This window comes from Actinokineospora auranticolor (assembly GCF_002934265.1).
In the GTDB taxonomy this organism is placed as follows: domain Bacteria; phylum Actinomycetota; class Actinomycetes; order Mycobacteriales; family Pseudonocardiaceae; genus Actinokineospora; species Actinokineospora auranticolor.
The window spans coordinates 84459-102758 of the sequence record NZ_PTIX01000019.1 but is presented as its reverse complement, the minus strand read 5'-3'; the positions used below and the strand labels follow the sequence as shown (position 1 = coordinate 102758).

Sequence of the window (18300 nt, the reverse complement as noted above, 5' to 3'; positions counted from 1 at the left end):
CGCACCCAGGTGCGCTGATACCCCTTTGAGCCATTCCCCCACCCCGATCAGCCGACCGCGCCCGGTCTGATCGGGACCTGGCCCCGGCGCCGCGATGCCCCCGCGGCGCCGGGGCTCCCCCTCGGTCCACCCGGTCGGCACAACGAGGGGCTGTGCCGGCGCGCGGGGTGGCACGCCGAGGCCGACGTGCGCTGGGTGGCGAAAGGTCCAAACCTCTACGCCATCCAGCGCACTGGCTTTCTACCGCCTCGGAACCGGTAAAGCCAGCTAGGCGACCGGGATTAGACCGTCGGAACCGAGCGTTCCAGACGATCCGGTGACCCCGGCGGCCACGCCCGCGACCCTCCGCACGCCCTCCACGAGCAGCGGCGGCGGCAACGTGAACGGCAGCCGCAGCCTGCGCTCCAGCCCGCCGTGCACGCTGAACCGGGCCGCGGGCGCCACCCGGACCCCCACGTTCTGCGCGGCGACCGCGATCCGCGTGCCGATCGGCGCGGGCAGCCCGCACCACAGGCTCAGCCCGCCGCGCGGCACCTCGAACGTCCAGTCCGGGCAGTGCGCGCGCACGGCGTCGACCAGCACGGACCTGGTGTGCGCCATCTCCGCGCGGCGCTGCCGCAGCATCGGCTCGGGGTCGGCGTAGAGCTCGGCGAGCACCAGCTGTTCGAAGACCGGCGAGCCGAGGTCGAAGGCGCGGCGGGAGGCGGCGAGCCTGCCGATGACCTCTTCGGTCGCCCGGACCCACCCCAGCCGCAGCCCGCCCCAGTGGGATTTGCTGGCCGAGCCGACGGTGATGACCTGGTTGGGCGCGAAAGCGGCCATGGGGGGTGGGCCGTCGAGGGGGTCGCCGTCGAGGTCCAGTTCGACCAGGGTTTCGTCTACGACCGCGTGGGTGCGTGCGCGCCGTAGTAGCGCGGCCAAGCGTTCACGGCCGGGGGCGTCGAGACGGCGTCCGGTCGGGTTGTGGAAGTCCACGATGAGGTAGGCCAACCGGGGCGCGGCTTGGCGCAGGACGGCCTCCATGCCGTCCAGGTCCCACCCCTCCTCCGGCATGGTGACCGGCACGGGGGTGACGTGCGCGGCGCGGATGGTCTCGAGAGCGTTTGTGTAGGTGGGCTGCTCTACGAGCACACGGTCGCCGGGGCCGGTCATGGCGCTGAGGACGAGCGCGAGGCCGTGGTGGGCGCCGTTGACGACCAGGATCTGGTCCGGGGTGGTCGGCAGTCCTCGGACGGTGAAGCGCGCGGCCAGGCGTTCGCGGAGAACGTCCAGACCGAAGCCCAGGTAGCCGTGTCCGGCCAGTTCCAGTGCGAAGGCACCCCGGACGGCGTCTACGGCCAATCCGACGCCGGGTAGCGCTGCCGGGGCCGCGGTGGCGAAGTCGATCGGCTGGTTGCGTTCGGGGAAGGGTGTGTGCGGGGGCGCGGCGGGGAGGGTCGTGCGGGAGCCGGAGCCGCGCCTGCTGACGATCAGGCCGTCGTCGCGCAGCAGGTCCCAGGCGGCGGCGACCAGCGTCCGGCTCACGCCGAGGGCGGCGGCCAGTTCGCGTTCGGCGGGCAGCGTGGTGCCCGGTGGGAGCTGGCCGTCGAACATCAGCAGGCGGATGCCCGCGGCGAGGGCGGCGGAGCCCTGTCGGCCGCCTTGATCCCGCCACTGGCCCAGCAGGCTGACCAATCGGCCACCAGAGACTCGTCCAGCCAGGGGAATCATGAGGCCAATCATTGCAGATTGGCTGTCGATTGAAAGCCAATCCCGGGTGACGATAGGGGCATGGCCGGTCCAATGTTGCACCCAGTTCCCGTTCGCCTCAGCCCCGGCAGACGGCTGACCCAGTTGACGGCGGGCCTCGCGCTCTACGGCGTGAGCGTCGGCATGCAGATCGAGGCGGCGCTGGGGCTCGCGCCGTGGGACGTGCTGCACGAGGCGCTGCACAAGATCACCGGGTGGAGCTTCGGCATCGTCACCGCGTTGACGAGCGTCACCGTGCTGCTGTGCTGGATCCCGATCAAGCAGAAGCTCGGTGTGGGCACGGTGGCCAACGTGGTGATCGTCGCCGGGTCGGTAGACCTGACGTTGGCGGTCTTACCGACGCCGGACAACCTCGTAGTGCGTTTGGTGCTCTTGGTAAGCGGTGTGGTGCTCAACGGGCTCGCGACGGCCGCTTACATCGGGGTCCGCCTCGGCCCCGGACCGCGCGACGGGTTGATGACTGGCGTCTCCGGCCGGACCGGGTGGGCGATCCGCTGGGTGCGGACCGCGATCGAGGTCACGGTGCTCGTGGTCGGGTGGCTGCTCGGCGGCACCGTCGGCGTGGGAACCGTGTTGTACGCCTTGGGGATCGGGCCGCTGGCGCAGGCGTTCCTGCCGTTCGTGACCTGGCGGCCACGGGTCGAGGGCGACGTCGGCGCGGGTGGCGGGGCGCGAACCGGACATTAGGGTCGGTGTATGACCACCGCCCTCGCCCTTCCCCGCTGGAGTCTGGCCGTCCCACCGATCGCGTTGGTAGTGCTGCTCATGTCCTACGGCCGCGACCTGGGGACCGTGCTGCTGATACTGGTCTGCCTCGGGCTCGCGGGCGCGGTCACCGCCGCGGTGCACCACGCCGAGGTGGTCGCGCACCGCGTCGGTGAGCCCTTCGGCACGCTGATCCTGGCGATCGCGGTGACCGTGATCGAGGTGGCGCTGATCGTCACGCTGATGGCGTCGGGCGGCGCGAAGGCGTCGTCGCTGGCGCGGGACACGGTGTTCGCCGCGATCATGATCACCACCAACGGGATCGTCGGGCTGGCGCTGCTGCTCGGCTCGCTGCGACACCGGGTGCAGGAGTTCCGCGCGCACGCCTCCGGCGGGGCGCTGGCGGTGATCACCGCGCTGGTGACGCTGAGCCTCGTGCTGCCGACGTTCACCGAGTCGACGCCGGGGCCGACGTTCTCGGGGGCGCAACTGGCGTTCGCGGGCGTGGCGTCGCTGGTGCTGTACGGGGTTTTCGTGTTCGTGCAGACCGTACGGCACCGCGACTACTTCCTGCCGAAGGACGGCACGGGCGACGACGACCACGCCGCCGCGCCCGCCAACCGGACCGCGCTGCTGAGCCTGGGGCTGCTGCTGGCGTGCCTGGTCGCGGTGGTCGGGCTGGCGAAGACCGTGTCGCCCACGCTGGAATCCGCCGTGGAGTCGGTGGGCGCGCCGGTGTCCTTCGTGGGTGTCCTCATCGCGTTGCTGGTCCTCCTCCCGGAGACGGTCGCGGCGGTGCGCGCCGCGTTGCGCAACCGGCTGCAGGTGAGCCTCAACCTGGCGCTCGGGTCGGCCTTGGCCAGCATCGGGCTGACCATCCCCGCCATCGCGGTGGCGTCGATCTGGCTGACCGGCCCGCTGACGCTCGGGTTGGGGGCCAAGGAACTCGTGATGCTGGTGCTGACGGTCGTGACGAGCATGCTGACCCTGGTCACCGGCCGGGCCACGCTGCTGCAGGGCTCGGTGCACCTCACCCTGTTCAGCGCGTTCCTGTTCCTCGCGGTCACCCCATAGGGGCTGTGGACAACTTCGTGCGGGCTTGACACGGGACGAGGAGACTGGGTCAAGACGAAAGGAGATCGCGATGTTCGCGAACACCAAAGCCTTCAGCGGGTTCTCTGTGGACGATGTCCCGGCCGCGAAGAAGTTCTACGGCGACACCCTCGGGCTCCGCGTGTCCGAGGCGAACGGCATGCTCACCTTGCACATCGCGGGCGACCGGGACACGTTGGTGTACCCCAAGCCGAACCACACGCCCGCCGAGTTCACGATCCTGAACTTCCCGGTGCCGGACGTGGAGTCCGCAGTGGACGGTCTGGTGGCGCTCGGGGTCCGGTTCGAGCGGTACCCGGGCACGGACGAGAAGGGGATCATGCGGGCGGTCGGTCCGCCGATAGCGTGGTTCCGCGACCCGGCGGGGAACATCTTGTCGGTGATTGAGGTGTGAGCCGCGCGCTGAGGTGACTGACCGAGACAGGTGCCTGCCACGCACCTTGGCCTTTTGGCCGAGGTGAGGTGCCTGCTTGTGGGCAGCCGCTTGGGCGAGGTAAGTGCGCACGCGGTTGATCGGCCAAGCCAGTCGACCACGCACATCGCCGCATCGGAAATTGTGCCGGCAGCGGGGATCGACACCTTGGGATCGACGACCTCGGGTCGCCGTCGCTTTGGTGTGCCGGTGGCGAGCTGAAACGGTGTCGTTCCCCCGCGTCCCTGAGCGTTCCCGCCTGACCTCGACGAGGGCCGGGCCTGGTTACGAGGCCGCGGCGAGGTAGGTGCGGACGCCGTGGTGGGTGACGCCGAGGGAGGCGAGGGCGTCGGCGGCGACGCCGCCCACGGTCAGGATCGCCAGCAGCAGGTGGTGGTCGCCGATCGACCGGTCGCCCAGGTCCAGGGCTTCGCGGAGACTGGTGGACAGGACACGCTTGGAATCGGAGGAGATCGGTACCCGCCAGCGGGGGCGGGTGGTGCGCGGGCGCTTGGGTTCGTTCCCCAGGGCTCCTGGGCCGTGGGCCTGTTCGACCGCGGTGACGATGGCGTCCACGTCGATGCCGAACTCGCTCAGCGCGGCGGCGTCGGCGTCGTTGAGGCCGCCGCGCCTGCGTACGGCCGCGATGGCGTCGCGGGCCGCGGCGGTGGTGACGGCGTGGTGTGCCAGCGCCGCGGTGGCGGGGGTGCCGTCTTGGCGGAGCATGCCCAGGAGCAGGTGCTCGGGCTCGATGCGTGCCGCGTGGTCCTGCTCGGCGATGTGCACGCCGTCGCGGACGGCGACGCGGGCTTGCTTGGTGAACCGCTCGAACATGTCACTGCCTCCCGTGTTTCTTGTGCACGGCCTGCCTGCTCACACCGAGCTCGGCCGCGATCTCCTGCCATGACCATCCGTTGACGCGCGCGCTGCGCACCTGCACCGACTCCAACTGCTCCAGGAGCTTGCGCAGTGCGGCGACCGCTCGGAGCCCCACCTGGGGGTCCTGGTCGCCCGCGGCGCTGGCCAACTGCGTTGCCTCGACCATGCCGTCAACATAGGTTGACATTGCCCCGGTTGTCAACCGGGGTTGACGCGAGGCAGGATCGACCCCATGCCGGAGATCACCTTCGCCGAGGCGGCGGGCCTCGGCGTGGACGGGAAGCCACGCCCCAGCGAGGACATCGTCGTGGTCCTCCCCGACGCCGTCGTCGTACTCGACGGCGCCACCTCGCTGCGCCCGGACCTGCCGAGCGGGGGTGCGTACGCGGCGGAGTTGGCGGCCCAGTTGGCGGGCAGGCTCAGCGCCGCCCCGGAACTGGACCTGGCCGACCACCTCGCCGCCTCGATCCGCTCGGTGGCCAGGGGCAACGGCTTCACACCGGGCGACAGCCCGGCCAGCACGGTGGCGATCGTCCGCTGGAACGCGGCCGAGGTCGAGGCCCTGGTCTTGGCCGACACCCCCGTCGTCGCCTTCACCCCGGAACCCCAGGTCGTCGCCGACCTCCGCCTCAGCCAACTCCCCAAGGGCAGCTACCGGGACCGCCTCCGCCAAGGCGGCGGCTATTCACCGGAGCACTTAGCCGCACTCCGCGCGTCATCGCGGAAAACCTCGGCCCTGCGCAACAAGGAAGGCGGCTACTGGGTCGCCGAAGCCGTCCCGGCGGCGGCCCGCCAAGCCATCCGCGCCACCTGGCCCCGCGATTCCGTCACCGCCACCCTCATAGCCACCGACGGCGTCGCCTGTGGCATAGACCAATACAACCTGTTCGACTGGCCGGAAGCCCTGCGGCTGTGCCAAACCACCGGCCCCCAATCCGTCCTGGACGCCGTCCGCGCAGCGGAATCCACCGACCCCCACGGCATCCGCTGGCCCCGCCCCAAACCTCACGACGACCAAGCCCTGGTCCTGATCACCTTCTAGCCACCCGTCGCGGTGCCGACTCACTCAATTCGGCCACGCCGACACACCAAAGCGCCGCACCCTGCCCAAGGCCAGGCGCACAAACCCTTGCCCACAAGCCAATCTTCACACCGCCAAGCCCCCGAGCGCCCGCCGGCCCCGCCGCGCGGAGCGCCCTGCCACGACACGACAGCCGTTCCCCACCCACCAGAGACCCGAACACCTGCTGACCTCCACGCCAGCTCACCCAAGTCGGCCACGCCGACTCACTGAGAGCGTGTTTGAGATCTTGGTCGGCGTGGCTGCTTGATCTTGCCCGGGTGGTCGGTCAGGGTGGGTGGGGTGGCGCGTGAGCAGCGGTATCCGTCGGATCTGTCCGATGCCGAGTGGGCGGTGGTGGAGCCGTTGTTACCGGCGCCGTCGGCGCATCCGCGGGGTGGTCGGCGCGAGAAGCATCCTCGTCGGGAGATCGTGGACGCGATCCTCTACGTGGTGCGCACGGGCTGTGCGTGGCGGGCGTTGCCCGTGGATTTCCCGCCGTGGGAGACGGTGTACTGGTACTTCACCAGGTGGGAGCAGCAGAAGCTGACCTTCCGGATGGTCGACGCCCTGCGAGCTCGGGTCCGGGATGACGCGGGACGAGACCCGGAACCGAGCGCGGGACTGATGGACTCCCAGTCGGTCAAGGGCTCCGACACCGTCGGTGTCGACACCCGAGGCTACGACGCGGGCAAGAAGGTCAACGGCCGCAAGCGGTTCATCGTGACCGACACCCTCGGCCTGCTGCTGGTGGCGCTGGTGCTGCCCGCCAGTGCGCAGGACCGCGACGGCGGCAGAAAGCTCGTGCTGGAACTGCGCCACCGCCAGATCATGACCAAGACGACTCGTCGTGTCCGACACCTGTTCGCCGATGCCGGGTTCGCCGGCGCCTTCGTCGACTGGGCCCGCACACTGCGGACCACGATCGAGATCGTACGCAAACCCCCAGGGCAGAAAGGATTCGCGGTCATCCCAAGACGCTGGGCCGTCGAACGCACCTTCGCCTGGCTCACCGCACACCGACGCCTCGCCCGCGACCACGAACGCCACCCCGCCACCTCCGAGGCCATCATCCGCTGGGCCGCTATCACCACCATGACCCGCCGCATCACCCGAGGACACGCCGCAACCCGCCCCGGACCACACCCACTCACCACACGGTAGATCTCAAACACGCTCTGAGGCGCCACGCACTGCCACAACACCCGGCACCGCAGCCCCTACACGCTTCGCCAAGCCCCTGAACGTCCCGCCGCCAACCCACCTCACGCGGCCGCACCAACTCGCCAACACAACGCGCCCTGCCACGGGATCAAGCGCCACACTTCAGCAAGCCGCACTCGCCAAGCCAACATGCCCCGCCACAACGCTTGGCCCGCAACTCTTACCACCCCGCCAAGCCGCGCCCACCAGACCCCGAACGTCTGCCCCCCGCGAACTCATCGCGCACGCCATTCCTGCTCGATCGGGCGCATCTTCTTTGTGTGGAGGTGCGAGTCTGCTCAAGCTTGCCCGCGGGGAAGGCGGCTTGCCCATCCCCACCGCTTTGCCCACCGCAGGCTCGCAGAGGCCCCGCGCAAAGAAAATGCGCCCAATCGAGCTTCGTACGCAATTCGCGTGGGGAGCCGCAGTGAAATCGACCGCCAGCCCAGTCCGCCGAGGCAACCAGAGAGGGCAAGGCGCCAAAAAACGATCTTGGGTGGCCGTCGGCCCCCCGTTTTCCATTCTAGTGGTGGGCACCGACAGTTCTGGGCGAAGGTGATCATGCCTGTGGATAACTCGGGCGGACGAAAAACGGCCCGGGGCGGAACGAGTCCGCCCCGGGCCATGGGGGTCTACGCGGCGCCGGTCAGGGCTTGCCGATGCCGATCCACTCGAATCCGGCGCGGCGGGCGACGGCCGGGTCGAGGAGGTTCCGGGTGTCCACGACGATGGGGTTGCGGACCGACTCGGCCAGGCGGGGCCAGTCGAGGGTGCGGAACTCGGGCCACTCGGTGAGGACGATGACGGCTTCGGCGTCCTTCGCGGCCTGGTACGGGTCGTCGGTGACGGTTACCGGGGCCAGGTCTGGGTGCTGGGAGTCCGGGCGCAGGGCCGGGTCGTAGCCGACCAGGTCCGCCCCCGCCTGCCGCAGCAGGGCCGCCACGGCCAGGGCCGGGGAGTCGCGCAGGTCGTCCGTGCCCGCCTTGAAGGTCAGGCCGAACAGGGCCAGGCGGCGGCGCGACAGGGAACCGTTGCGCTTGCCGGTAACCGCGAGGCGGACCTTCTCCACCATGCGCTGGCGCTGGCGGGTGTTCGTGTCAATCGTGGCCCTGATCAGGCGGAACTCGAAGTCCGCCGCGTCGGCCAGTTGGACCATCGCCGACGTGTCCTTCGGCAGGCAGGAGCCGCCCCAGCCTGGACCGGGCTGGAGGAACGCCTGGCCGATGCGCTTGTCGTAGCCCATGCCCTCGGTGACGTCGCTGATGTTCGCGCCGAGGCGGTCGCACAGCTCGGCCACGGCGTTGACGTACGACAGCTTCATCGCCAGGAAGCAGTTCGCCGCGTACTTGACCAGCTCGGCGCTCGGCGCGTCGGTCAGCACGGTGGGGGCGCCCAGCTTGGCGTACAGGGCCGCGACGCGCTCGGCGGCGTCCTGCTTGCTGCCGCCGACCACGATCCGGTCGGGGTTGAGGAAGTCGTAGACCGCGCTGCCCTCGCGGAGGAACTCCGGGTTCGACACGACGCCCACGTCCGGGCGGTCGAGCAGCTCGGCGGTGCGCTCGGCGGTGCCGACCGGGACCGTCGACTTGTTGACCACGACGCAGTCCGCGGGCAGCAGCTCCCGGACCTCCTCGACGACCGACTCGACGATGCTCAGGTCCGCCACGCCGCCCACGCCCATCGGCGTCGGCACGCACAGGAACATGACCTCCGGGCCGTGCTGCACGGCCGCCGCGGCACCCAGCACGAACGTGAGCCTGCCCGCGGCGATGCCCTCCGCCACCAGCTCGGCCAGGCCCGGCTCCAGGATGTCGACCTCACCGCGCGACAGGCGCGCGACCTTCGCGGCGTCCACGTCCGCGCACACCACGTCGTGGCCGAGCGAGGCCAGGCAGGCCCCCGTGGTCAAGCCCACGTACCCGGTGCCGACAACGGCGATCCGTCGTACGAACATCGTTCCCTCTCCCCTGCGTACGGAATTCAGCTCGCCGTCGGACCGGTTGCCCGCTCCGACTCGTCCTGGAGCGTCAAGGCGCGAGTGGCGGCGAACTCGCGCAGCGCCGCGTCGTCGCGAAGGTCGACCAGCCGGTTGCCCCACTGGTCGACGAGCTTCTCCGCCTGCTGGTCCGCCGACCGGCGGTCGACCGCGGGCCACCCGTCCGGGAACGGACCGGCCGAGGCGAAGCCGAGCAGCTCGTCGTAGACACCCACGTAGGCCTGGGCCTGCGGACGCCAGTCAAGCACCTGCTCGGCCCGGCGGCGACCGGCGGCACCCAGCTCGGCGCGCTTGGCCGGGTCGTCGGACAGCGCGACCACGGCGTCGGCCAGGCCGTCGCTGTCGCCGGGCTCGACGTAGACGGCGCACTCGCCGCCGGAGACCACGGTCTCGGTGAGCCGGTAGGCGACCACGGGCAGCGCGTACGCCATGTACTCCATGGTCTTGTTCATGGTCGACACGTCGTTGAGCGGGCTGCGCGGGTCCGGGGACAGACCCACCGACGCCGCCGACAGGTACCGCGAGATCTGCTCGGGCCCGACCCGGCCGGTGAACTCGACGTAGTCGTCGAGGCCCAGGTCGGTGCACTGCTTCTTCAGGTCGTCGAGGCAGTCGCCGAAGCCGAGCAGCACGAACCGGAAGTCGGTGCGGCCGTGGTGGTGCACGATCCGGTCGGCGGCCAGCAGCACGCCGTCCACGCCGTCCTGCGGGCCCATGATGCCCAGGTACGCGACCAGGTGCTTGCCGCCGCGGCGCAGGTCGGCGTCGGCGTGCGTGGGGCGCATGACGGAGGTGTCCGGGCCGGAGCGCACGACCGTGGTGTGCTCGCGCGGCACGCCACCGCGGCGGACCGCGATGTCCTGGTACGAGGTGTTGGTCGAGATGACGCGGTCGGCGGTGCGGAACGTGCGCCGCTCCAGCCACTTGAGGATGGCCAGCTGCACCTTGCCGCCGAGCTCCTTCGGCTCGCCGAAGCGGGACCTGAACACCTCGGGGTTGAGGTCGTGGTGGTCGAAGATGAACTTCACCCCGTCGAGCAGCTTCCACGGCAGGGCGAGCGCCCAGTAGGTGTCCGGGGGGTTGCACGCCTGCATCACGTGGAACCGGGCGCGCTTGCGGACCTTGAGGGTCAACGCGGCGGTGCGCAGCCAGCAGTAGACGAACTCCCACGCGTACCCGGCCAGGCCCTCGGCCTGCTTGGGCGGGGCGTACTTGTAGAGGTGGACGCCGTCCAGCACCGCGTAGGCGGGATCACCGGGCCCCTTCGGGCAGATGACCGACACCTCGTAACCCGCGGCCCTGAGCGCCTTGCACTCCAGCCAGACCCGCCGGTCGAGCGGGACTGGCAGGTTCTGCACGATGATCAGGACATGCGGGGCCCTCTGACGGCTCACGGGGACCTCTTCCTGGCCGAAGACAACTGTTGACGTAGTCGCTCGAACGGGCACTTCGGTTACCGGCAGTAGGAGTGAGCCGGTAAGCGTGCGCGAGTACCCACCAAAGATTCGGTCGAGTTCGCCAGCTTGTTACACACCGTGGTCATTTGCCGATACTCAGGCCGGTACCGGTTAATGCAGCGCCGCGGTAGGCGGTCTACCTGCGGAGGTGTTCGGTGTACGTCGCGTCGACCAGGCGTTCCAAGGCCGAGCGGAAGGCGTCCAGGGCGGGCGATCCGGCCCTGCGCAGCCGCGTTTCGACGACGGTCGTGCTCCTGGGCACGGTGAGTCTGCTCACAGACATCTCCTCGGAGATGGTGACCGCGTTCATGCCGGTCTACGTGCTGTTCTCCCTGCAGATGACCTACGTCCAACTCGGCCTGCTGGACGGCATCTACACCGGCGCGACCGCGCTGCTGCGCCTGGTGGGCGGCTACGTCGCCGACCGGATCCGCAGGCACAAAGGCGTCGCGGTCGCCGGGTACGGCCTGTCCACCGTGACCAAGCTCGCCTTCATCCCGGTCGGCGCCTCCGCGCTGGGCCTGGGCGGGGTGCAGACGCTGGACCGGGCGGGCAAGGGCCTGCGCACCGGCCCGCGCGACGCGCTGATCTCGCTGGTCACCCCGACGGCGGACCTGGGTCGGGCGTTCGGTGTGCACCGGACCATGGACACCATCGGCGCCCTGCTCGGCCCGCTCGTCACCTTCGCGGTGCTGACCTGGCTGACCTTCCGCCCCGGCCCGATCTTCATGATCAGCTTCGTGTTCGGCCTGCTGGGCGTGATCGTGCTGGTGTGCTTCGTGCGCCAGCCCCGGCTGGAGCGGGTGCCGGGCAAGGTCGTCACGGTCAAGGCGATCTTCGGGCTGCTGCGCAACCGCGGCATGCGCCGGACCACGATCGCCGCCGCGCTGCTGGGCCTGGCCACCATCTCCGACGCGTTCGTCTTCGTCGTGCTGCAGAAGACCGCCGACGTGCCGCCGAACTGGCTGGCGCTGATGCCGGTCGGCACCGCGCTGACCTTCCTGCTGTTCGCCACCCCGTTCGGCAGGCTCGCCGACCGGGTCGGCCGGTGGACGGTGTTCTTCGCCGGGCACGTGGTGCTGCTCGTGGTGTACCTGCTGCTGCTCGGCCCGTTCGGCGGCGTCCCGCTGGTCATCGTGACCGTGGCGCTGCACGGCCTGTTCTACGCGGCCACCGACGGCGTGCTGATGGCGCACGGCGCGACGCTGGTCCCCGATCACCTGCGCGCGGGCGGCCTCTCCATCGTGCAGACCGGTCAGGCGCTGGCCCGGTTCGCCTCGTCCGTCGTGTTCGGACTGCTGTTGCAGAACCTCGAGTTCGGCGCGGCGGTCACCATCGTCATCTGCGCGCTCGCGGCCGCGTTGGCCGGTGTCTACCTGCTCATCCGCCCGGAGGTTTCGCGGTGATCGACTGGCTTGCCCGCAACCGGATCGTCGTCGGCGTGGTCGCCATCGTCCTGGTGCTCGCCGCCGGGGTGTTCTACGTGGTGGCCGAACTGCGCGACCAGGCGGACGCCGCGACCAGACCGGGGCAGCCCGTGGCGACCGGGCTCACCTTCATCGACAACGCGGGCGGGCAGAACCTGGTGTCCACCATGGACGCTTCGGGGAACCGCAAGCCCGGGTCGCTCAAGTGCCTGCGCGTCTACACCGCGGGTGGGACGACGGTGTGCCTGCGGCTGAGCCTGCCGGGTGCGTACGAGGCCGCGGTGTTCGACTCGACCGGCAAGCAGGTGCGCACGATCCAGTTGCCGGGCACGCCGTCGCGGGCCCGCGTGTCGGCCTCGGGCAAGATCGTGTCGTGGACGGTGTTCGTCACCGGTGACTCCTACCTGGCACCGGGCGGTTTCTCGACCCGCACCGGCGTGCTGGACCTGCGCACCGACACGTTCATCGAGTCCCTGGAATCGTTCTCGATGACCATCGAGGGCGTTCCGGACAAGCGCCAGAACGAGAACTACTGGGGCGTCACGGTCGCCGACGACGACAACACCTTCTACGCGACCCTCGGCTCCGGCGACAAGACCTGGCTGGTGAAGGGCGACCTGAAGGCCCGGTCCATGGTGACCGTGCGGCAGTCCGCGGAGTGCCCGTCGCTGTCACCGGACCAGACGCGCGTGGCGTACAAGAAGCGCGGCGGGAAGCTGGGCAGCTGGCAGCTGTTCGTGCTGGACCTGGCTTCCGGCAAGGAAACCCTGCTGCCCGACTCCGACGGCGTCGACGACCAGGCGGCCTGGCTGGACAACTCGACGCTGGCCTACGCGAAGGTGCGGGACGGGCAGGCGACGATCTTCGAGTCGCGGTCGGACGGCAGCGGCGACCCCCGGGAGCTGGTCGTCGGCGCTTCCTCACCGGGCCCCGCCGCGACCGTCCCTTCCGGAACGTAGGCGGCGGCCGCTCACCGGGTCGCCGGTGAGCGGCCGCCGCTACCTCACCTCAGGTGCCGGGCGAAGAACCGCACCGCCGAGTCCCCCTCGAACGAGGGGACGCCGGTGTGCCCGCCCATGTTGGCGTGCAACGTCTTCTCCTCGGACCCGAACGCGTCGAACAGGTCCAGGGCCAGTTGCCGGTCGTTCCCCGCGTCGTCCCACTGCAGCAGGACCAGGAGCGGGGTGGTGACCCGCCGGGCCTCCTCGAACATCGCGCGGGGCACGTAGCTCCCGGCGAACAGGAGGGCGGCCGCGACGCGCGGCTCGACCGCCGCCAGCCGCAGACCGATGGCGATCACCCCGCCCGAGTAGCCGACCGGGCCGCGGACCTCGGGGAGCGCGAGGGTGGCGTCCATCGCCGCCTGCCACTCCGGGACCGCCGCGTCGACCAGCGGGCGGACGAGCCGCTCGACGATGTCGTCGCTGACGGGTTCGCCCGCCTGCAACGCACCGCGCAGGTCGGCGCGGGCCTGCTCGGCATCGGCGGACCGGGGCCGGTCGCCCGCCCAGGGCAGTTCGATGGTGACGGAGGCGAACCCCGCCGCCGCGGCGTGCCTGGCCCGGCCGACCAGCCGGGGGTACATCTTGTCCAGTCCGCCGGGGTGGCCGACCAGGATCAGCGGCGCGGGCGCGGAGGTGTCGGCGGGTGTCCACAGGATGCCGGGGACGTCGCCGAGGGTGAACCGGCGTTCGAGGACGCCGTCGTCGAAGCGCTGTTCGGAAGTGAAACGCATGGTCGTGCCCTTCGGGAGTGCTCGCGGCGCTCCCGGACGACCTATCGCCCGGCCGTGACCCCTGAGGGGAGCACCCATGTCGATGTGTTCACGGGTACCACCTCCTCGGTCTCCTGCACGGCTCACGACAAGGTAGCAGTGCTCAGCATCGGCCCACCAACGGGTTTTCGCCGGACGCGCGAACGGCCGCCGTCACCGGGGGAAATGACGGCGGCCGTTCGGGTGGGGGGTTACAGGGTTGCCCTGTGCGCCCTACTGCCTACTTCGGTTGGTTCAGCTGCTTGTTGGCGGAGCTCACGTTGTTGTTCCACGAGGTGAAGGTCGCCCCGTCGTCCACGGTGAACTCGCCGAAACCGCCCGCGGTGGTGCCGAACTTGTTGTCCGTCATGATCGCTCCCCTGGCGGAGGCGCCGATGCGGACGATGTAGCCGCCACCCGCGAGGTAGTTGCCGACGATCTGCAGGCCGCTGGTCGGCGAGCCGTCGCTGGTCATGATGAAGACCGCGGCGTTCTGGTGCGTGCCGTCGTAGGCCTTGCCGTCGGCGCTGATGTCGATCCGGTTGTACCGGATGACCGTGTTCGGGCCGCCGTAGGACTGGATGCCGTCGTTGTGGGTGTTGTTCGGGTACGTACCCGCACGGAGCATGTCGTGGATGTAGTTCTGCTCGATCGTGCTGTTGCCGGGTCCGTTCTGGATCCCGTCCGGGGTACCCGAGATGTCACACCGGATGACGGTCACCGTGGCGTCGCCGTGGATGGCGCCGTTGCCCCATTCCTTGCCGGGCCACTGGTCGTCCTTGTAGGTGATCGTGGTGTCGCGAACGTCGATGTGCCCGCTGTTGCCGAGCAGCGGCGCCCAGCTGTTGTGGTTGCCCTCGATCACCGAGTTGCGGATCGTGAGCGTGCCCTTGCCGTTGTACTCGATGCCGCCCTTGACGTAGACGCCGTCGAGGGTGACGTTGCCGCCGCCGAAGCGGAGGGCACCCGAGTTCCACGTGGTGCCGGGGGGCGCGGAGCCGGGGCCGTCGACGACCTTCAGCGCGGCCCGGTCGCCGCGGAAGCCGACCTGGCCGGGCTGTGGGGCGGAACCGTTCGCGGGGGGACCGCCGGGCGCCGGTGGCTGCTGCGCCGTGGGCTTGGTGGCGGTGGGCTTGATGGTCGACGAGGCCGACTGCTGCGTGCTCGACGCCGATGTGGGCGGAGCTGAGGTGGGGGTCTCGGTCGAGGGTGGCGCCTCGGTCGGCGCGGGCGGGACGGTGGTGGTCGTGGTCACGATGGGAGGGTTCGGCGCAGGTTTGCCCGCTACGGGCTTGCAGCCCGCCACGAGCACCAGGGCTCCGACGGCCACTCCGGTCGCGAGCACGGTGTGCACCCGTCTGGACCGGCGGCTCTGGCCTAACTCCGCAGACGTTTGAGGTCGAGCGGACATGAGATCCTTCCGGTTGGCAGTAAGTCGCCCCCGTTGCAGGACAAGGGTTTTCGGCCGCGGCACATCGGGGTTGCCCGCGAACCGGGGGCAGCCTATGCACAACCGCCGCCAGATCACAATGGAGTCACGACGCGACGGAGTTTCCGATTACCAAGAGTGGGATCCGTCACCCGTTGGAGCGAAGCGACTCTGCGTAACGATTCCGCCCGCAGCGCGATCCCTGTCGCGAGCACTTCTCTACGGCAGCCGGGAGCAGGGATGCGCACGAGCGCACGACCGACACCCGCCCCCGGACGGCCTGCCGCCGTCGCGGGCGCGGCGGGCAGACCGCGGGTCTGGCTGACGGCGACGCTGGTAGCCGCCGTCATCGCGATCATCAGACTGGCGATGGTGGTGTTCTCGGACTACCCCAGGGCCGTCGGTTTGTTCGATGACGACGCCTTCTACTACTTCGGCGTAGCCGGACACATCGCCGCGGGCGACGGGTCCACCTTCAACGGTTTGGACCCGACCAACGGATATCACCCTCTGTGGCTACTGCTACTCGTTCCGGTCTTTTCGATCACGAACGGTAAAGCCGCGCTGGTTGCTGTGACGCTCGTCTCATCGGTCCTGGCGATCGCGTCCGGACGGCAGATTGACCGGATCGGCACGATCACCGGCCGTCCGGTCCTGGTAACGCTGTGTGCCGCACCGCTCCTGGTCGTCGGCGCCGCAGGCCCCTCGTTCTGGTACTCGGGTATGGAGACGGGCGTCCTGCTGTTCGGGTTGCTCTGGCTCGCCGCGATTTATCTGCGGACCGACGGCTTCACCGCACCGGGCTTCGGCACCACCCAGGCCCGCGCGGTCGGCGCGCTCATCGCCATCGCCGTGCTCGCCCGGCTCGACACCGTCTTCCCGGTCGCCGTCCTGGCGGTGGTCGCCATCGCGACCTGGGTGCGCGCGGGCAAGCCGTGGCTGCGGCTGACGCTGTCCATGGCGACGTTCCCCGTTCTCGCGCTGGCCGCCTACCTCGTGGTGAACCAACTCCTCTTCAACACCCCGCTGCCGGTCTCCGGTCAGGCCAAGGCGCTCGGCGGCGGCGGGTTCAACACCGACACGATCGGACAGTTCCTCACCTCGCCGGTCCTGTTCGGCCAGTCGACCTGGCTGGGCACCGTCGCGCTGGTCGTCGTCGTGGGCGCGCTGCTGGCCAGGGCGACCGGTGGTCTGGGCCACGCGGCCCGGTTCGGTGGAGTGGTCCTGGCGGGTGGCGTACTCACCGTCGGTTACTACGCGTTTACCTCTTCTTGGCAGCTGTGGCCCTGGTACTTCTCCTCCGCGCCCCTGGCCATCGCCCTCGCCGGGCCCGCCCTGCTGAGCCGCTGGGCCGACCGGGTGCCCGCCCGTGCGGTGCTCGCGGGCGCGGGCGTGGTCGTCCTGGTGGCCGCGGTCGCGTTCAACGGGGTGCGGTCGACGACCAAGACCGTGGCCCGTTCGGCCTTCATCGAGGCCGGTCCGGCGGTGGCCGCGCAGATCGACGCGCTGGTGCCGGGCGAGGAGCCGATCGCGATGGGTGACCGGGCGGGCAGCCTGGGCTACCACCTGCGCAGACCCGTCGTGCACCTGGAGGGCCTGGTGAACTCGGCCGAGTACCTCGACGCGCTCAAGAACGGCACGGTGCACGAGTTTCTCGCCCGCCGAGGCGTCGCCCTCTACGCCCGCGGCGACAACGACCCCGGCAAACCGGACCCGGCGAACCCGGGTTGTGAACGTTTTGTGGAACCGCAGCAGGGCGGCGGCACAAAGGTCAACATTGTGGTGTGCGAGAAGGACCTGCTGCTCTCAACCCCGGTGTCGGACGGGACGTCATACCGGGTGTGGCGATACCGGACCAACCTCAATCGATAGAGACCCCGCTACTCCGGACGGCCCAGCGTGCCAGCGCGTAGGATCACATGGAGTAACGACATTCGTTCGAAACCGATGAATCCACAAGTAGGCGGCCGGACCTGTTGCTCGGCGTCACGTCGTGTGTTGGGGCGCAGATGATGGATTTCTTCAAAACCCTGCTCGTGCTGCTCAAGCGGTGGTACGTCGCCCTGCCGGTGTTCGCCGTCACGGTGGGCAGCGCGGCGGGGGTCTACGTCGCCATGCCACTGCACTACGAGTCCACGGCGGTCGTGGTGCTGACCTCACCCGCGGGCGGTGCCACCACCACCGCGGACAAGGTCAACGGTCAGACCAACCCGCTGCTGGCGTTCGAGAGCAGCTTGTCGATCACGGCGTCCGTGGTCATCCAGAGCATCAACACCCCCCAGGTGGTCAAGTCGCTCGGGGCGGACCAGCCGGACCACACCTTCGTGCTGACCGGCGGCTCCGACGGCGGCCCGTTCATCACCATCAAGACCGACAGCGCCTCCGAGCCGGGCTCCCGGGAGCTGGTGATCCAGGTGCTGGACAAGGTCAAGGACGAGCTGACCAAGCGCCAGCAGACCCTCGGCGCCGCGCCGAGCACCTACATCCGCGTCGACGACGTCGTCTCGCCGACCGTCCCCGAGCCGCTGCGCGGCGGCAAGCTGCGCGCCGCGGCCGTGGCGCTGGTGCTCGGCCTGATCGCCAGCCTCGCCGCGGTCTACGGGGTGGAGACCATGCAGGCGCGCAAGCGCAGGCGGGAGAACCCCGACGAGGACGACCTCGACGAGTTCGACGAGCAGGACGACCGGGACGACGTCCGGCGCGACGACCGCCGCGGTGACCTGGCCCGGGAGGAGACCCGCCGGGCCGAGGACCCGCAGCGGCCGGTCCCGCCGCCCGCCGCGCCCCGCGCCCCGCAGCCGCTGCGCGGCGACAGCCCGTCCGAGCGCACCCAGCGCGTGCGGCCCGCGCAGGTGGAGCAGCTGCGGCAGCAGCAGCCCGCGGCCGCGAAGTCGGACGGCAAGCAGGCCACCGGCACACCGGCCGCGCCCGCCAACGGCGCCCCGGTGAACGGCACCAAGAGCGGCCAGCTCCCGCCGTCGGGCAACCGCACCCGGCAGAGCGGCCAGCTCAACCGGCCGCAGGGGCAGGGCAACCGCTCCCCCGACGAGTACCGCGAGCCCCCGACGGTGCGGGTCAAGCCCGCCCAGGCGCCGCAAGAACCGCGCAGCTAGCCGT

The 18300-nt window shown here is 70.3% G+C and carries 17 protein-coding genes; 9 read left to right on the top strand and 8 right to left on the bottom strand.

What is annotated here, in order from left to right; genetic code table 11:
- Positions 1-267 precede the first annotated feature (267 nt).
- Positions 268-1710 carry a MocR-like transcription factor YczR gene (gene yczR, locus CLV40_RS27555; protein WP_104481905.1) on the bottom strand — a complete coding sequence of 481 codons (1443 nt, stop codon included), beginning with the start codon at positions 1708-1710 and terminating at the stop codon, positions 268-270.
- 60 nt (positions 1711-1770) lie between these two features.
- Here yczR and yczE point away from each other — a divergent pair, with 60 nt between their 5' ends.
- From yczE to CLV40_RS27540, 3 genes are all read left to right on the top strand, one after another.
- The gene (yczE, locus tag CLV40_RS27550) at positions 1771-2436 is read left to right on the top strand and encodes a membrane protein YczE (protein WP_104481904.1); all 666 of its coding nucleotides are present in this window, start codon (positions 1771-1773) and stop codon (positions 2434-2436) included.
- 9 nt (positions 2437-2445) lie between these two features.
- Entirely contained in the window at positions 2446-3528 is a 1083-nt protein-coding gene (locus tag CLV40_RS27545) for a calcium:cation antiporter (protein WP_104481903.1), read from the top strand.
- 70 nt (positions 3529-3598) lie between these two features.
- Positions 3599-3961, top strand: a complete 363-nt coding sequence (locus CLV40_RS27540; RefSeq protein ID WP_104481902.1) for a VOC family protein — start codon at positions 3599-3601, stop codon at positions 3959-3961.
- Between the two features lie 303 nt (positions 3962-4264).
- On the opposite strand, the gene CLV40_RS27535 is transcribed toward CLV40_RS27540, so the two are convergent.
- Together CLV40_RS27535 and CLV40_RS27530 are read right to left on the bottom strand one after the other, a co-directional pair.
- Positions 4265-4813, bottom strand: a complete 549-nt coding sequence (locus CLV40_RS27535) for a Clp protease N-terminal domain-containing protein (protein WP_104481901.1) — start codon at positions 4811-4813, stop codon at positions 4265-4267.
- Between the two features lies 1 nt (position 4814).
- The gene (locus CLV40_RS27530; RefSeq protein WP_104481950.1) at positions 4815-5024 is read right to left on the bottom strand and encodes an RNA polymerase sigma factor sigma-70 region 4 domain-containing protein; all 210 of its coding nucleotides are present in this window, start codon (positions 5022-5024) and stop codon (positions 4815-4817) included.
- 66 nt (positions 5025-5090) lie between these two features.
- Between CLV40_RS27530 and CLV40_RS27525 the strand changes: the two genes are divergently transcribed.
- Positions 5091-5900 (top strand): hypothetical protein, encoded by an 810-nt coding sequence (locus CLV40_RS27525; protein ID WP_104481900.1) that lies wholly within the window; start codon positions 5091-5093, stop codon positions 5898-5900.
- A gap of 321 nt (positions 5901-6221) precedes the next feature.
- Positions 6222-7082 carry an IS5 family transposase gene (locus CLV40_RS27520; protein WP_245931603.1) on the top strand — a complete coding sequence of 287 codons (861 nt, stop codon included), beginning with the start codon at positions 6222-6224 and terminating at the stop codon, positions 7080-7082.
- A 685-nt stretch (positions 7083-7767) separates the two neighbouring features.
- Here the strand turns inward: CLV40_RS27520 and CLV40_RS27515 are convergent.
- The 3 genes from CLV40_RS27515 to CLV40_RS39915 all read right to left on the bottom strand — a co-directional run bounded on the left by CLV40_RS27515 (position 7768) and on the right by CLV40_RS39915 (position 10851).
- The gene (locus CLV40_RS27515; RefSeq protein WP_104481898.1) at positions 7768-9075 is read right to left on the bottom strand and encodes a UDP-glucose dehydrogenase family protein; all 1308 of its coding nucleotides are present in this window, start codon (positions 9073-9075) and stop codon (positions 7768-7770) included.
- A gap of 26 nt (positions 9076-9101) precedes the next feature.
- Positions 9102-10511 carry a glycosyltransferase family 4 protein gene (locus CLV40_RS27510; protein WP_104481897.1) on the bottom strand — a complete coding sequence of 470 codons (1410 nt, stop codon included), beginning with the start codon at positions 10509-10511 and terminating at the stop codon, positions 9102-9104.
- 199 nt (positions 10512-10710) lie between these two features.
- Positions 10711-10851 (bottom strand): hypothetical protein, encoded by a 141-nt coding sequence (locus CLV40_RS39915; protein ID WP_181043773.1) that lies wholly within the window; start codon positions 10849-10851, stop codon positions 10711-10713.
- Between CLV40_RS39915 and CLV40_RS27505 the strand changes: the two genes are divergently transcribed.
- Both CLV40_RS27505 and CLV40_RS27500 read left to right on the top strand, forming a co-directional pair.
- Positions 10838-11980 (top strand): MFS transporter, encoded by a 1143-nt coding sequence (locus tag CLV40_RS27505; RefSeq protein WP_245931602.1) that lies wholly within the window; start codon positions 10838-10840, stop codon positions 11978-11980. The two genes, CLV40_RS39915 and CLV40_RS27505, sit on opposite strands and share 14 nt — an antisense overlap.
- Positions 11977-12960 (top strand): TolB family protein, encoded by a 984-nt coding sequence (locus tag CLV40_RS27500; protein ID WP_104481896.1) that lies wholly within the window; start codon positions 11977-11979, stop codon positions 12958-12960. The genes CLV40_RS27505 and CLV40_RS27500 overlap by 4 nt, the downstream gene beginning before the upstream one ends.
- Positions 12961-13004: 44 nt before the next feature.
- On the opposite strand, the gene CLV40_RS27495 is transcribed toward CLV40_RS27500, so the two are convergent.
- Both CLV40_RS27495 and CLV40_RS27490 read right to left on the bottom strand, forming a co-directional pair.
- Positions 13005-13736, bottom strand: coding sequence for a dienelactone hydrolase family protein (locus tag CLV40_RS27495; protein WP_104481895.1), 732 nt, complete (start codon positions 13734-13736; stop codon positions 13005-13007).
- 259 nt (positions 13737-13995) lie between these two features.
- Entirely contained in the window at positions 13996-15009 is a 1014-nt protein-coding gene (locus tag CLV40_RS27490) for a right-handed parallel beta-helix repeat-containing protein (RefSeq protein WP_146108269.1), read from the bottom strand.
- A 414-nt stretch (positions 15010-15423) separates the two neighbouring features.
- On the opposite strand from CLV40_RS27490, the gene CLV40_RS27485 reads away from it, so the two are divergent.
- Both CLV40_RS27485 and CLV40_RS27480 read left to right on the top strand, forming a co-directional pair.
- The gene (locus CLV40_RS27485) at positions 15424-17055 is read left to right on the top strand and encodes a hypothetical protein (RefSeq protein ID WP_104481893.1); all 1632 of its coding nucleotides are present in this window, start codon (positions 15424-15426) and stop codon (positions 17053-17055) included.
- Between the two features lie 137 nt (positions 17056-17192).
- Entirely contained in the window at positions 17193-18296 is a 1104-nt protein-coding gene (locus CLV40_RS27480) for a YveK family protein (RefSeq protein WP_104481892.1), read from the top strand.
- Positions 18297-18300: the final 4 nt, after the last annotated feature.